We start from the raw sequence: 13,971 nt of genomic DNA, 5'->3' as shown, positions 1-13,971 counted from the left end.
TACTCAGCCCTTCTCGGCGGCAGCTTTGACGTCCTTGACGATGCCGGCGGCGGAGCCCTTGCCGGCCATCAGGTTCACGACGGCGATGTTCATGGCGTTGCCGACGTTCTGGCCGTACACGGTGTCGAGGAACTGCATCGAGTAGGCGGCCTTGTTGAAGGCCTGCAGTGCCGAGATGTTGTAGGGCTCGGTGACGACCCCCTGAGCCTGCTTGTTCACCGGGATGGTGTCGAAGGCCTCGGCGTAGGCCTCCTGCTGCTCCTTGGTCACGACGAACTGGAGGAAGCCCAGGGCCTCCTTCGGTGCGTTCTTGGAGAGCGAGTATCCGCCGGCGCCGCCCATGATGGCGGTCGGGTCGCCCTTGCCGCCGGGCACGGCGGGGAAGGGGAACCAGCCCAGGTCGGGGAGCGGCTTCTTGTCCGGGGTCAGATCGGCGATCACACCGGGGTTCCAGTTGCCCATGAGCTCCATGGCCGCCTTGTGGTTGGCGATCATGCCCGCCGAGGACCCGGCGCCCTGCTGCGACGTCGCCGTCAGGAAACCCTTCTGGAAGGGTTCGGTCTCCAGGAGGTCAGCGAGGTCTTCGCCGGCCTTGGTCCAGCACGGGTCGTCGAACGTGAGCGACTTGGCGGCCTCCTGCATGGTCTCCTGGCTGCACTCGCGCACGGCGAAGTTGTAGTACCAGTGCGCGGCCGGCCAGGCGTCCTTGGCGCCGACCGCGATCGGCGCGACCTTGATCGCCTTCAGCTTCGCGACGGCGTCCTTGAGCTCGTCCATCGTCGTCGGCGGCGAGGTGATGCCGGCCTTCTTGAACAGTTCCTCGCTGTAGTAGACGCCCTCGGGCTGCGTGTCGAGCGGTATCGCGTAGACCTTGCCGTCGATCGAGACGCCTTCGAGGGCCGCTTCGCCCACGTTCGCCTTGTCGGCGTCGGTCAGTTCCAGTGCCTGGATCTGGCCGGCGTCGACCATGGCCTGCATCTTGCCACCACCGCGCTGCAGGAAGATGCCGGGCGCGGAGTTCGAGTTGAGCGCGTTCTGCAGCTTGCCGTCGAGGTCCTCGTTCTGGACCGACTGGATCTTGATCGCGACGTCCGGGTGCAGCGCGTGGTACGCCTTCGCGGCGTCCTTCCAGTACTGCGCACCGCGCCCTTCCATCGCGTTCGTCCAGAGGGTCACCGTGCCCTGGCCGTCGGACGAACCGCTGTCGCCGCCGCCGGCGCAGCCGGCAGCGGCGAGTGCGATGCACAAGCCGATCGCGGCAGCCGTCGCGCAGCGGGTTTTCCTCATCATCGTGGGAACTCCCTGATCCGTTGTGGTTGATCCAACTGCTAATAGTTTGCGCAAACTAATGAGCCATCAGTGAAGTAGGAGCAAGGTGTACCGCCCGAAATGAACGAGAGACAAGCAACAGTTTTCGCAAGTTGTGCAATCGTTACTGAGGCATCGGCCGTCGTACGTGATCACGAACGGGTGCGGTGACGATCGGGAAGGTGCGATGGCTTGACACCGTTTTCCCCGTCTCCCTACGGTGCGCAGCACGTTGAGCGAGAGCCGGTTGGTCCACCCGCCCGCCCCGGCGAGTCTCGCCCCCCACCGCACCGCAGCGAAGGAACCCCCACCATGCGGATCGTCGTCCCCCGGCAGCCGACAGCCCGGTTCTCCGACGCCTGGCGCCACTGCGTCGGCACGGGCCGGTTCGACCTCGCGCTGCGGCGCGACTACCAGGAGTCGCTCGACCTCGTTCAGCGGGAGATCGGTTTCCGGTACATCCGGGGGCACGGCCTGCTCAGCGACGGGATGGGCGTCCACCGCCCCTACGACTACGCCGGCGAGCGGCGCGTGCGCCACGCCTTCACGTACGTCGACCAGGTCGTGGACGCCTACCTGGGGATGGGCGTCGCGCCCTTCCTCGAGCTCGGGTTCATGCCGTCCGGGCTCGCCTCCGGCGACGACACCGTGTTCTGGTGGAAGGGCAACGTCACCCCTCCTCGCGACGAGAAGGAGTGGGCGGACCTCGTCCGCGCCGTCATCGGGCACCTGGTCGACCGCTACGGCATCGACCAGGTGCGCCGGTGGCCGATCGAGGTGTGGAACGAGCCCAACCTGGCGCCGTTCTGGTCCGCGGACCAGAACGCCTACCACCGCCTCTACGAGGTGACCTCGCTGGCCGTCAAGGAGGTCGACGCCGAACTCCAGGTCGGCGGCCCCTCACTGGCGCCGGGTTACGAGGACGGGTGGATCCGGCGCTTCGCCGAGTTCGTCGAGGCCCGCGACCTGCCGATCGACTTCGTGAGCCGCCACGCCTATTCTTCCGGCCCCGTCCAGCCCGTGCCCTTCGGCGCTCACCAGACGCTCATGCCGGCGTCGGCGCTGCTGGAGCAGTTCGGCGCCCCACGGCGGCAGCTGGCGGGCACCGGGCTCGCGGGCCTGCCGCTCCACATCACCGAGTTCAACTCCTCGTACCGGCCGGACAACCCGGTCCACGACACCGCGTTCCACGCGGCGTATCTCGCGCCGGTGCTGGTGAACGGGGGTGACCTCGCGGACTCCTTCTCGTACTGGACGTTCAGCGACGTGTTCGAGGAGGTGGGCATCCCCACCGCGCCGTTCCACGGTGGCTTCGGCTTGTTGACGCACCGTCAGGTCAAGAAGCCCACCTACCACCTGTACACGTTCATGGCCGAGATGGGTGAGCAGATGCTCGCCCGAGGCGAGGACCACCTGGTGACGCGGCACGGCGACGGACGCGTCACCGTGCTGGCCTGGGCGCCGGCCGACCCGGCCGGCGGCGATCCCGTCGACGGCCACACCGTCCGGCTGACCCTGCCCGTCGGCGCCCCGGACGCGCAGGGCTCCGCCTTCGCCCGCCGCCGCTCCGTGAGCGAGGACGCCGGCAACCCCTGGGCCGCCTGGTGCGAGATGGGGCGGCCGCTCGCGCCCGGCAACCGCCAGCTCGACGCTCTCCGTGAGGCCGCCGAACCCGCCCGCTCGCACCGGAGCGTGCCCGTCGCCGGCGGGCGCGCCGACGTGGACCTGGTCCTGGGCCGCAACGAGGTGACGCTGCTGGAGCTCACCCCGGTCGTCGACGAGACGCCGGAGTGGTGGAGCGACGACCGGCTGTTCGGCCTCGGCGGCGAGGACGTCGACGCCTCCGTCAACCGGTCGTGAGTGCCCTGCCGCTCACCGGCCCGCTCGCACGGCCGGGAGCACCCCGTTGCGATCTCGTCGGTCGGACGGGCACAAGGCGCTGGATCGGCCCCGCGGATGCGGGGCCGATCCGGTCAGTCACACGGTCACCGTGGGCGTGGCGGGCAGTTCGATCTCGGTGCGCAGGGCGTCCGGCCAGGTGAGCGCGATGAGTTGCCCGCCGTCGGTGGACGGTTGCACGGTCAGTGTGGGCTCGGCGGCATCCGGGGATCCCCGGTCCAGGAGCACCACGGCAGCGAGCACCTCGCCGTACGGCACGTCTCCGTCCGTGGCGAGCCAGGGGATCGCCGTCCAGGAACCGAGAGGACTGGTGTCCTGCTCGGTCGTGATCCCGGCACGGTCGAATCCGCGCAGCCCGCGCAGGTGCGAGCGCAGCGATGCTGTCCGGGCCTCGGCGGACGGGCCCGGTTCGCCGGATGTGACCTGCACGGGGGTGACCTGTGTGCCTGGCCGGGTTTCGGCTGCCACCGGCCAGCCGCCCAAGCGGACGGTACGCCAGGAAGGTCTCACCCCGGTTTCCGTCGGCGTGTCGACCCGGGCCAGGCGGATTTCCATCCCGTCGCGCAGCACCGAGGCGACGGTGACCATCGGCCCCGGGGTCACCGGCCCTCGTCGGCCGGAGCCGTAGTCGGGGGAGTCGTCGGCGTCGGTGTCGACCCAGCGCACCGGTCCACGGGAGGCTGCGGCCAGTACTCCGCCCGGCAGTTCACGAACGAACAGTCGCTCGAATCCAGAGCGGTGGGAGGCCCGGCCGGCTTCGTCCAGCAGTACGACGGCGTTGTCGGTCGGTGAGGACACCGCGTCCGCGGTCAGTGGGGGGATCGTGGCAGTGGAGTAGCCGAGCCGAGCGTACGGGGGCGAGTCCGCACTGGTGTCGCCGGGGCGGGCGTGGTCGGTGCCGTGGTTGAGGACCATCGCCAATCCGTCTCGGCGGCGTGCAGAGAGCAGCCAGCCGGGAGCGGTGAGCACCCGCTCGGTGTCGGCGGTCTCGATGGGCAGCGGGAGTTCCGTGTCCGTCCACACCGCGTGGTCGGCGGGCAGCATCAGTCCGAGCATTCCCTTGGACGCCCAGTACGGCGAGCCGGAGCCGGAGTAGGACTGGCGCATCGCCGGCCAGAGGTGGTGCCAGCCCAGCGTCAGCAGCCCCTGCCGGTCGGGGGCGCCGCGGTCGGTGAAGTGCCGGACGATGCCGCCGGTCACGCGGCGTACCAGTCCCGGCGGTTGCCCGCCGGCTCCGGTGACCGCGCCGACCCAGAACGGCGCGGCGGCGGCGAACCGGTAGGTGAGGCTGCGGCCCTGCATCAGCGGGGAGCCGTCCGCGCCCACCAGGCTCACCGCGTCGTCAAGGTAGTCGTGCAGGTCCGCGGCCCAGGTCTCACGCAGCTTGGGAGGGCAGAGCGAGCCGGTGACGTCGAACAGGTGGGTCCACAGCAGCGGGTAGAGGTGCAGGGCCCAGCCGGTGTAGTGGTCGTAGGAGCGTTCCTCGCCGTCGCTGAGCCAGCCGCCGGGCCTGCGCATCGAGGCGTGGAAGTCAAGGTCCTCCTCGATGTCGTCGGCCGACCATGGGCCACCCACCTCGCGCAGGAAGGACTCGACGACGATCCTGAACCAGACCCAGTTGTTCCGCGGGTAAGGCTGTCCCAGGACGACCGCGAGCCAGTCGACGGTCCGCTCGCGTACCCCGTCGTCGAGTCGGTCCCACAGCCAGGGGCGGGTCAGTTGCAGCACCAGGGCTATCGACGCGGCCTCGACCTTGGCCTGCCCGAGTTCGTCGGGGCGTGGCCAGGCCTCCGGTGACCGGGGGTCCGTGCCCGCCGCCAGGCCGCACGCGTACTGGTCCAGCAGCCCGCTGGGGGCTGCGTCCGTCTCCCCGGCGATCCGGAAGCCGGCCAGCAGGAAGGTGCGTGCGAAGCCCTCCAGGCCGTCGGAGTCGGTGCCGTACATGCTGGTGGGGCCGGGCAGGGCGACGCGGGCACCGGCTGGGGAGCGATACGGCTCGAGAGCGGCGAGCATCCGGTCCGCGAGAGTGGTCCAGTGGTCGCGGGTCCACCCGGTGTATGGGGAGAGGATCCGGTCCTCTGGGACGGTCGTGCCGGGGTGGATGGTCATGCCTGGGCTCCCACAGGGTCTCGATGGGCGTGGCTGACTGGGAGGTCGGCGGTCGGTGCCACTGTCGTGAGCATCGTGCGGCTGTTGCGCCAGACGACGAAGAGCGTGCAGCCCGGCAGTACGGCGAGGCCGAGCAGGGGCGCCTGGTTGACCAGGACGAGGGTGATGCCGAGCAACGCGAGGTTCAGCAGCCCGAGCCACCAGCGGCGCACCGACGTGCACGACGCGGTCAGCAGCGTGCGCGGGGAGAGCCGTGGGTCGTCCGCGACCGCGGCCATCGCCACGACGCCGGAGCTCGCGGCGACGACTGCGACGACGACCAGCAGCGGTACCAGCGCCGGCCCGGGTGCGGTGGTCCGGAGGACGGCCACGTCGGTGGCCGCCACGGCGACCAGCAGCACCCACGGCGCCCAGCCGAGCAGCGCCGGAGCGAACAGGCGCCGGTAGCCACGGAACAGGTCGGCCGTTGATGCCCGGTCCTCTTCAGTGGCCCGCCGCAGGTAGTGGAAGGCGGCGGCGAGGGAAGGGCCGAGGCCGAGGGACAGCAGTCCGAAGAACACCGGGTACTGCCACGGCCGGTGCACCACGCCCAGTGCCAGCAGCAGCGGCGCGTTCGTCACCGCCATGCCCAGGTTGACGGCCAGGACCCGGTGGACGTGCGACCAGAGCAGTTCCCAGGATGCGTGGTCCAGGTTGAGCCTGAGGCGGCGGTGGGTGCCGGGGGTGCTCATCGCGGCCTCACTTCATTCCGCTGGTGGCGATGCCCTGGACGAAGTAGCGCTGTCCGAGCAGGAAGACGACCAGGATCGGCAGTACCGACAACACCGAACCCGTCATGATCATGGCGTATTGGGAGTCGTAGATGCCGACGAACTGCCGCAGTCCGATCTGTACCGTCCACAGTTCGTTGTCGGTCAGGTAGATGAACGGCCCCATGTAGTCGTTCCAGGTGTTGACGAAGGTCAGCAGCGCGAGGCTGGCCAGCGCCGGCTTGGACAGGGGCAGCACGATCCGTGCCCAGATGCCGTACTCGCTGAGTCCGTCCAGTCGCGCCGCCTCGCTGATCTCCTCCGGGATCGTCAGGTAGTACTGCCGCATCAGGAACACCCCGAACGCGCCGAACGCCTGCAGCAGGATCAGCGAGAGACGTGTATTCACCAGGCCCAGGCGCTCCATGATGATGTACTGCGGCACCATGTAGGCCTGCCACGGCACCGCGATGGTGCTGACGTAGGCGAGGAACAGGGCGTCGCGTCCGGGGAAACGGGCCTTGGCGAAGCCGTAGGCCGCGAAGCTCCCGGTCAGCACCTGCAGCCCGGTGATGGTCACACTCAGGAAAAGCGAGTTCCCCAGGTAGGTGAGCAGCGGGATCCGGGTCCAGATGTGGGTGAAGTTGTCCCAGTGGAACTCCTGGGGGATCCACTGGATCGGGACCGTGAGCACCTCGTTGTCCCGCTTGACCGAGGAGACCAGCATCCAGGCGAAGGGCACAAGGATCGCCGCCGACAGCGCGATCAGCCCCGCGTAGAGCACGGCACTGCCCGCGAGCCGCGCCGTCCGGCGGTGACTTCCGGGAGCGGCCCGGCCCCACTCGCCACCGGTTGAGTGCGGCGCCTCGGCCGTCGTGCTGTCCTCTCGCAGCACGCTCGTGTTCATCGCTCATTCCTCCGCTGGAACCGGAATTGGACTGCGGTGATCATCAACACGATGACGAAGAGCACCAGGGAAATCGCCGAAGAGTAGCCGAAGCGCCCCTGCTTGATCCCCTCCCGGAAGATCACCTGGGACAGCACCAGGGTCGACCGGCCGGGGCCTCCCTCGGTCATGATCTGCACCAGGTCGAAAACCTTGAAGCTGGAGATCGTCAGCATGACCAGCACGAAGAACGTGGTGGGCCGCAAGGCCGGGACGGTGATGTGCCAGAACCGCTGCCACGGGCCGGCACCGTCCACCCGTGCCGCCTCGTACAGCTCCGCGGGGATCGCCTGGAGCCCGGCGAGGTAGAGCACCATGTAGTAGCCCATGTCCCGCCACACACTGGTGATGATGACCGCGGGCATCGCCCAGTCGGTGGAGGTGGTCCACCCCGGCGGATGGCCGACACCCACGGCTCGCAGCAGCTGGTTCACCGGACCCAGGTCGGGACTGAAGAGCATGTTCCACACCACCGCCACCGCGACCAGCGAGGTGATGTACGGGAAGAAGAACGCCGTGCGCAGGAACCCGACGCCGCGGAGTTTCTGGTTGAGCAGCACGGCCAGGCCGAGGGACGCCGCCAGCGTGAGCGGGATGTGGCCGACGGCGTACCACGCGGTGTTGCTCAGTGCGACCCAGAAGGTGTCGCTGCCGAACAGCCTGCGGAAGTTCTCGAGTCCGACCCATTCCGGTGTGGAGTACGAGTTCCAGTTCGTGAACGCCAGCAGTAGCGTCGCGAGCACCGGTACCAGGGTCAGGGCCGCGAAACCGAGGAAGTTCGGGAGGACGAAACTCCAGCCGACCAGTGTGGTGCGCCGCCTTCGCCGCTTGGCGGCTGCCGCGCCGGATTCCGGGCTCATCCGACTTCGGACTTCACTCGGGAGTTCATCTCCTTGATGCCCTGGTCGAGCGACTTCTCACCGGTCATCACGAGCTCGTGCTCCTCGGTGAGGATGGTGTCGACGTCAGAGGACTTCTCACTGATCGGCATCTCCAGCTTCACGGTGTCCGGGTGCATGGCCTTCTTGGTGAGATCGTCGGTCGGCATCCCCTGGGCGGAGAAGTACGTGTTCATGATCGCCTCGTCGGTGTAGGACGGGGTGATGCCGATCTTGGCGACCGCGGCGGCGCCCTCGGGGCCGGACGCGAACGTCAGGAACTTCCTGGCCGCGTCGGAGTTCTTCGCCTTCTTGTTGATGGCGAAGGCGGTCGGTGCGCCGAAGGTGGTCGTCTTGCCGCCGGTGGTGATCTGCGGCAGGGGCGCCATGCCCCAGTCGTCCTTGAAGGTACCCGCGGCCTTCTCCTGCAACAGGACCGCGGCGAACCAGGTGCCCATCGGCATCATCGCGGTCTTGTCGGTCGTGAACATCGTCTTGTAGGTGACCTTCTGGCTGTTCGCCGTGGCCCACGGCATGGTCGCCCCGGACTTCTGCAGGTCGAGGGTCATCGCGTACTGGTCCTTGAAGAACCCGTAGTCACCTCCCAGCAGGTCACCGCCGGTCTGCGCCGCCGCGATCGCCTGGACGAGCGAACGCCAGGTGTGGTGGTAGGTGCCGTAGACCTTCGACGCGCCGTTGCCCTTCGTCTGCCGCTTCGCCAACGCCGCGTAGTCGGGCCAGGTCAGCCTGGACAGGTCCGTGCCGTTGTCCTTGAGCAACGCCTTGTTGTAGTAAAGGACGTAGAAGTCCTGCCGGTACGGCAGTGCGTAGTACTCGCCGTTCATGTCGTAGGCGTCGAGCCCGCCGTAGTTCGCCTTGTCGACTTTGCCGACCTCGTCGGTGACCGACTGCAGTTGGCCCCGCGTACCGAAGCGGGCGTAGTCCGTGAGGGTCTTCATGGTCAGCACGTCGGTGGTGTCGCCACCGGCCAGCATCGTGGTGACCTTCTCCGAGTAGTCGTCGGAGAGGATGTCGACCGGGCGGACCACGATGTCCGGGTACTTCGCCTCGAACCCGTCGATCAGCGCTTTGAACTCGGGTGTTTGGTCGTAGTTCCACAGGGCGATCCTGAGCACCTTCTTGCCGTCGGCGGTGGTGTCGGAACCGCCACCGCTGCTGCACCCGGCGGTGAGCAGAGCCAGCGCGATGGCTGCCGTCAGGACCTTGGCGGATCTTCTCATGGTGCGTATCCCCTTCGGTGTTCGTCGAATGGAAGACATCGGCTCAGGCACTCAGTCCGAGGGCCCAGGACTCCGCGGTGACCTCTCCCCGCAGCGGCTGCCGCTGGAGCCACCGGGCCAGTTCGTCGATGGTGTGATCGGTGAGGCGCCCGATCTCCGAACCGAGCGACCCCGCCACATGCGGGGTGACCATCACCTGAGCCAGTCGCCGCAGCGGTGAACTCGCGGGCAGCGGCTCGGGGTCGGTCACGTCGAGGATGGCGAAGAGGCGACCGGACGCGCACTCGGCGGCGAGTGCATCGGAGTCGACCAGGCTGCCGCGCGCCGTGTTGATGACCGTCGCATGGTCCGGAAGCAGACGCAGTTGTGCGGCACCGATGAGGTGCCGGGTCTCCGGCAGTTCGGGAGCGTGCAGGGACAATACGTCGACTCTGGGCAGCAGGTCCACCAGCTCGACCAGGGTCGCGCCGGCCGCGGCGACCTCCGCCGGATCGGCGTGCGGATCCGCGACCAGACAGGTGGTGTCGTCGAGAATCTTGAGGAGTTCGACCACCTTGCGGCCGATTCGGGAGAACCCGACGATGCCGACGGTCTGCGCGAAGTTCGACAGGTCCCCGTAGCCCGTCACCCTGCCCCACCCCTCGTACGCAAGGCGCTCGTCGGCGGCGAGGAAGGGAACCTTCTTGCCGGCGAAGATGATGGCCGCCAATGTGTACTCGGCCACCGGAATGGCGTTGGTGTCGGCTGCGCTGGTGACCTGGATCCCCCGCCGCCACACGTCGTCTCCCACCAGGCCCCGCACGCTGCCGGCGCAGTGCAGCACCGCGCGCAGCGCGGGCGCCGCGTCGAGCCGCTCCGGTGTCAGCCGGGGAGCCCCCCAGGACGTCAGCATCACCTCGACGTCCGCCAGCCGGGCCCGTACCGCCGGTGCGTCGAGGTCGTCGGTCCAGACGGGATCACCCAGCGTCACCAGGTCCGCCAGCCGCGCGAGACGGGCAACGTCGAAGTGCGCTTCGAAGCTCTCCCTGCTCATCACGACCAGTGCGTATGGCTTCGTCTGCAACAAGCGTCGAGTCCTTCCCTCGGCCGGTTTCACACCGGCGCTGGCGAGCGCGTCTCGCCGGTCGCGTGGGGAAAGAGATAGTGGTGTTGAGTACAGACCCGCTATGGCTCGTACATGAACGAAGCGATTCGTTCAGAATCGAACACGCAGGATAGGGGAGGGTGAACCGATGGCCGGTGACCGGCTCTTCGCTCTGCAACGCAGGGAGCGGCTCATGGACGAACTACGCCGGCACGGCGCCGTCCGGGTCTGCGAGCTGGCCCGGATGCTCGAGGTCAGTGAGCTGACGGTGCGGCGCGACATCACCGCACTCGCCGGCCGCGGCCTGCTCACCAAGGTGCACGGCGGCGCCACCCTGCCCACCGAAACCGAAACCGACTCGGCTCCCCAGCGCCGGACCCGCCCCGGATCCACGCCGTTCACCATCGGCATGGTCGTTCCCTCGCTGGACTACTACTGGCCGGCCATCGTGACCGGCGCCCGGGCGGCCGCGGTCGCGCTGGGCGTCCAGATCCAGCTGCGCGGGTCGAGCTACGACGGGGCCGAGGACCGTCGGCAGATCAGCCGGCTGATCGAGGCCAAGCAGGTGCAGGGGCTGCTGCTGGCGCCCAGCCTGGAGGCCGACGGCGCCGACGAGATGATCGACTGGATCGGCAAGCTGCCGGTGCCGACCATCCTCGTGGAACGGCAGACAGCGCCCTGGACCCCCACGCCGCGCCAACTCGAATGGGTACGCAGCGACCATGCGCTGGGCTTGGAGACGGCGGTGCGTCATCTGCATGAACACGGCCACCGCCGGCTCGGGTTGGTGCTTGCGAACGGCAGCCCAACCTCGACGCACCTCGCCCAGGGCTGGCTGCGGGCCTGCGCGGAACTCGATCTGCCCGGCACGTTCGTGGTCCGCGAGAGCGTCGCCCTCGATGTACCCGGCCACCGTCAGATCATCGAGGAGATCCTGCTCCGCTGCCGCCGGTCCCGGACCACCGCGCTCATCGTGCACAGCGACCAGGATGCGATGTCCGTCGCCCAGTACGCCGCCGAACAGGGCATCGCGATCCCAGATGACCTGGCTCTCGTCAGCTACGACGACGAGGTGGCCCAACTCGCCGAGCCGGCGATGACGGCGGTCCGCCCGCCCAAGTCCCGGGTGGGCCGGGTCGCCGTGGAGATGATGGTCTCAAGGCTGCTGGAGGGCAAGCGCCGCCCGGCGCAGCGTGTCCTCGTCCTGCCGGAACTCATCATCCGCAACTCCTCGGTCAAGACGGTGGCCGGCCGGTGACCGGGACGGCTGAGGCCGGCTCCGGTGGAGGCCGGACTGCCTGAACGGACCCCCGGGACCCTACCGCCGCGCCGGGCTCGACAGCCTGTGTCCACGCCGCAGTTGTCGGCCGCCGCCGCGCCACCGTGGCGGGCCCGGCCGGGAGTGCGGTGGAGACACCGAGGGCATGCCGCGCGCCGGCTCCGACACCGGTGCCGCTCTTGGCGATCGGCGGCGCCGGGGCGGCCCTGATTCGCGCCCGGGGCAGGGTTCGACCCATGAGCGTGCGTGTGCTCCTCCCGACGACCTCGCCGGGTTCCACGGCTCCGGGAGTTCGTTCAGGCTCGTCGGGACAGGATGCTGCTGGACAGCAGGGGTTGGCTAGGGCGTCGAGCCGGGCCGCGCGCTGCCGACGGCACCGGACAGGAGCAGGGCCGGGGCCTGGACGAGTGGTTCCCGAGAGCGGCGCAGGAACTTCTGCCCGAGCAGCCGACCCTCCGAACGAAGGCACCCCCCGGTGCGGCATATTCTCCCGATGAGTTCACGCGCTTCCCCGATCAGTCAGCCGGTCACCACAAGGAGGGCCGTCGCGCGGGATGCCAAAAGGCTCACACGGCTACGTACGTGACTCGGGCGCCTACGAGGGCAGGGGCATTGGACGACTGCTCGTGGCGCATATGCGATCCGAGGCCCGTGCCGCCGGGCTCGACCAAAGCGACCACCACCGGGAACAGCGCGCGGCCCCGGCCGACGAGCACGTACTCGTGCCGTGTGCGCGCACCTGGCTCACGATAAGGCTGCTGGGTCAGCAAACCGTCGTCCACCAAATGTTTGAGGCGCTTCGCGGCAACCGCCGCACTCAGTCCGGTACGGCGGGCAAGCTGATCGAAACGGCGAACACCGAAGAACACCTGCCGCTGGAAACCGGAAACGGCCTTCGCGTGACAGAACCATGCTGCACCAGGTATGGATGCATGACCACCGCGTCGGCGGATTCGATGCTGCTGCCGACCGGCACGAGGCTGAGTGCGCTGACGCCGTTCAGGAGGGGTGGCCCGGGGAGTGAGGCCAGCCCGAGTGCTCCTCCCGGTGTCTGATCTCCGGCAGAAAGGTCAGCATTGGGTCAGCATGAGTCCTGAAAAACCTGGGGAAAGCTGCCCGAACTTGCGACTGGTTGTAAGGTGTCGAAGCAGCCCTTGACCTGCAAAAACGCAGGCAGGGAGCCTATTTGTGGGAGTGCCACCGATGTTGCGTACCATGTTCAAGTCCAAGATCCACCGCGCCACCGTCACCCAGGCCGACCTGCACTACGTGGGATCGGTGACCATCGACGCGGATCTGCTCGACGCAGCCGATCTGCTGCCCGGGGAACTCGTCCACATCGTCGACGTGACCAATGGCGCCCGCCTGGAGACGTACGTCATCGAGGGGGAGCGCGGGTCCGGGGTCGTCGGGATCAACGGGGCCGCCGCGCATCTCGTCCACCCCGGAGACCTGGTGATCATCATCAGCTACGCCCAGGTAACCGACGCCGAGGCGCGGGCCCTTCAGCCGCGGGTCGTCCACGTCGACGCGGACAACCGTGTCGTCGCGCTCGGCGCCGACGCCTCCGAGCCGGTGCCGGGCTCCGGCCAGGAGCGCAGCCCGCACGCCGTGTCGAGCTGACCGGCCAGGAGCGTGACCGTGACCGACTTCGTGCCGACCCGCGGGGCGCGCGAGCCGCACGTGCTCGCTCTGCTCCACACCTCGCCGGTGCACGTCCCGGTCTTCGACGGGCTGCGCGACGAGACCGACCCCGGCCTCGCGCTACGGCACTTCGTCGACGAGGAGTTGCTGCGGCTGGCCCGCCGGGACGGCCCGGCGGCGGTGACCGGCGCGGTGGAGGCGGTGCTGGGCAGGGCGGTCGCCGAGGGTGCCCGGGCCGTCCTGTGCACCTGCTCGACCCTCGGGGGCGTCGCGGAGGCGGTGGGAGCTGCCGGGCTCATCGTGCCGGTGCTGCGGGTGGACCGCCCCATGGCGGCCGCCGCGGTCGCCGCCGGGCCGCGGGTGGTCCTCCTCGCGGCGCTGGCGAGCACACTCGCGCCGACCACCGCGCTGATCGAGGAGGAGGCCCGCCGCGCCGGGCGCGCCGTCACCGTACGGCCCGTACTCGTCGACGCCGCCTGGTCCCGCTTCGAGGCCGGTGACACCGAGGGGTACGTGCGCGAGGTGGCCGCCGCGGCCGACCGGGTCGCCGACGCCGACGTGATCGTCCTGGCCCAGGCCTCCATGGCTTCCGTCCAGCACCTCACGACGACGTCGGTGCCTGTCCTTTCCAGCCCCGGCCCGGGCTTCGAGGCAGCGGCACGCGCGGCACGACGCTGAGCCGTCCGTGCGCGTACCGCGTGTCCGCCCGGCTCCGGGTGGACACGCGGAGGCGCGGCGGACCACCGCCCCCTCCCGTGAGTCCGCACGGCTCCTCGTCGTGTCTCCGTCGGGTGACTGGTGGCGCGGGGGTCGGGTAGGTGGGGAGTAGTCCAG

11 protein-coding genes and 1 pseudogene are annotated in these 13,971 nt (G+C 69.1%); 4 read left to right on the top strand and 8 right to left on the bottom strand.

The window, feature by feature from the left end:
• Nucleotides 1–3: 3 nt before the first annotated feature.
• Nucleotides 4–1,290: an ABC transporter substrate-binding protein gene (locus ACIOWN_RS05585; RefSeq protein WP_401980566.1), complete on the bottom strand. Its 1,287-nt coding sequence runs from the start codon at nucleotides 1,288–1,290 to the stop codon at nucleotides 4–6.
• 330 nt (nucleotides 1,291–1,620) lie between these two features.
• On the opposite strand from ACIOWN_RS05585, the gene ACIOWN_RS05580 reads away from it, so the two are divergent.
• Nucleotides 1,621–3,168, top strand: coding sequence for a xylan 1,4-beta-xylosidase (locus ACIOWN_RS05580; RefSeq protein WP_401980564.1), 1,548 nt, complete (start codon nucleotides 1,621–1,623; stop codon nucleotides 3,166–3,168).
• 117 nt (nucleotides 3,169–3,285) lie between these two features.
• Here ACIOWN_RS05580 and ACIOWN_RS05575 read toward each other — a convergent pair whose 3' ends face one another.
• The 6 genes from ACIOWN_RS05575 to ACIOWN_RS05550 are packed head-to-tail and all read right to left on the bottom strand — an operon-like array spanning nucleotide 3,286 to nucleotide 10,193.
• On the bottom strand, nucleotides 3,286–5,316 hold the full coding sequence (locus ACIOWN_RS05575; protein WP_401980561.1) for a DUF2264 domain-containing protein: 2,031 nt from the start codon (nucleotides 5,314–5,316) through the stop codon (nucleotides 3,286–3,288).
• Nucleotides 5,313–6,047, bottom strand: a complete 735-nt coding sequence (locus ACIOWN_RS05570; protein WP_401980558.1) for a hypothetical protein — start codon at nucleotides 6,045–6,047, stop codon at nucleotides 5,313–5,315. Before ACIOWN_RS05570 ends, ACIOWN_RS05575 begins: the two co-directional genes overlap by 4 nt.
• Nucleotides 6,048–6,054: 7 nt before the next feature.
• A complete protein-coding gene (locus ACIOWN_RS05565; RefSeq protein ID WP_401980556.1) occupies nucleotides 6,055–6,972 on the bottom strand; it encodes a carbohydrate ABC transporter permease in 918 nt (305 codons plus the stop codon).
• Nucleotides 6,969–7,871, bottom strand: coding sequence for a carbohydrate ABC transporter permease (locus ACIOWN_RS05560; protein ID WP_401980554.1), 903 nt, complete (start codon nucleotides 7,869–7,871; stop codon nucleotides 6,969–6,971). Before ACIOWN_RS05560 ends, ACIOWN_RS05565 begins: the two co-directional genes overlap by 4 nt.
• Entirely contained in the window at nucleotides 7,868–9,130 is a 1,263-nt protein-coding gene (locus ACIOWN_RS05555) for an ABC transporter substrate-binding protein (RefSeq protein WP_401980551.1), read from the bottom strand. Before ACIOWN_RS05555 ends, ACIOWN_RS05560 begins: the two co-directional genes overlap by 4 nt.
• Nucleotides 9,131–9,173: 43 nt before the next feature.
• Nucleotides 9,174–10,193 carry a hydroxyacid dehydrogenase gene (locus ACIOWN_RS05550; RefSeq protein WP_362353029.1) on the bottom strand — a complete coding sequence of 340 codons (1,020 nt, stop codon included), beginning with the start codon at nucleotides 10,191–10,193 and terminating at the stop codon, nucleotides 9,174–9,176.
• Between the two features lie 169 nt (nucleotides 10,194–10,362).
• Between ACIOWN_RS05550 and ACIOWN_RS05545 the strand changes: the two genes are divergently transcribed.
• Nucleotides 10,363–11,472, top strand: coding sequence for a substrate-binding domain-containing protein (locus tag ACIOWN_RS05545; protein ID WP_362353031.1), 1,110 nt, complete (start codon nucleotides 10,363–10,365; stop codon nucleotides 11,470–11,472).
• Nucleotides 11,473–12,215: 743 nt separating this feature from the next.
• Here ACIOWN_RS05545 and ACIOWN_RS05540 read toward each other — a convergent pair.
• Nucleotides 12,216–12,362, bottom strand: a pseudogene (locus tag ACIOWN_RS05540) (winged helix-turn-helix transcriptional regulator); the annotation flags it as partial.
• A 334-nt stretch (nucleotides 12,363–12,696) separates the two neighbouring features.
• Here ACIOWN_RS05540 and panD point away from each other — a divergent pair.
• Nucleotides 12,697–13,116 carry an aspartate 1-decarboxylase gene (gene panD, locus ACIOWN_RS05535; protein WP_362353033.1) on the top strand — a complete coding sequence of 140 codons (420 nt, stop codon included), beginning with the start codon at nucleotides 12,697–12,699 and terminating at the stop codon, nucleotides 13,114–13,116.
• A gap of 60 nt (nucleotides 13,117–13,176) precedes the next feature.
• Nucleotides 13,177–13,815, top strand: a complete 639-nt coding sequence (locus ACIOWN_RS05530) for an aspartate/glutamate racemase family protein (RefSeq protein WP_362353107.1) — start codon at nucleotides 13,177–13,179, stop codon at nucleotides 13,813–13,815.
• The last annotated feature ends 156 nt before the right edge of the window (nucleotides 13,816–13,971 follow it).

Source organism: Streptomyces sp. NPDC087787 (assembly GCF_044743035.1).
In the GTDB taxonomy this organism is placed as follows: Bacteria; Actinomycetota; Actinomycetes; order Streptomycetales; family Streptomycetaceae; genus Streptomyces.
The sequence above is the reverse complement of the archived record's forward strand: the minus strand, read 5'-3'. Positions and strand labels throughout refer to the sequence as shown.

Bases quoted from the DNA above. Each gene is read 5' to 3' on its own strand.
- ACIOWN_RS05585 (WP_401980566.1), bottom strand. From the start codon at position 1,290: ATGATGAGGAAAACCCGCTGCGCGACGGCTGCCGCGATCGGCTTGTGC.
- ACIOWN_RS05580 (WP_401980564.1), top strand. From the start codon at position 1,621: ATGCGGATCGTCGTCCCCCGGCAGCCGACAGCCCGGTTCTCCGACGCC.
- ACIOWN_RS05575 (WP_401980561.1), bottom strand. From the start codon at position 5,316: ATGACCATCCACCCCGGCACGACCGTCCCAGAGGACCGGATCCTCTCC.
- ACIOWN_RS05570 (WP_401980558.1), bottom strand. From the start codon at position 6,047: ATGAGCACCCCCGGCACCCACCGCCGCCTCAGGCTCAACCTGGACCAC.
- ACIOWN_RS05565 (WP_401980556.1), bottom strand. From the start codon at position 6,972: ATGAACACGAGCGTGCTGCGAGAGGACAGCACGACGGCCGAGGCGCCG.
- ACIOWN_RS05560 (WP_401980554.1), bottom strand. From the start codon at position 7,871: ATGAGCCCGGAATCCGGCGCGGCAGCCGCCAAGCGGCGAAGGCGGCGC.
- ACIOWN_RS05555 (WP_401980551.1), bottom strand. From the start codon at position 9,130: ATGAGAAGATCCGCCAAGGTCCTGACGGCAGCCATCGCGCTGGCTCTG.
- ACIOWN_RS05545 (WP_362353031.1), top strand. From the start codon at position 10,363: ATGGCCGGTGACCGGCTCTTCGCTCTGCAACGCAGGGAGCGGCTCATG.
- panD (WP_362353033.1), top strand. From the start codon at position 12,697: ATGTTGCGTACCATGTTCAAGTCCAAGATCCACCGCGCCACCGTCACC.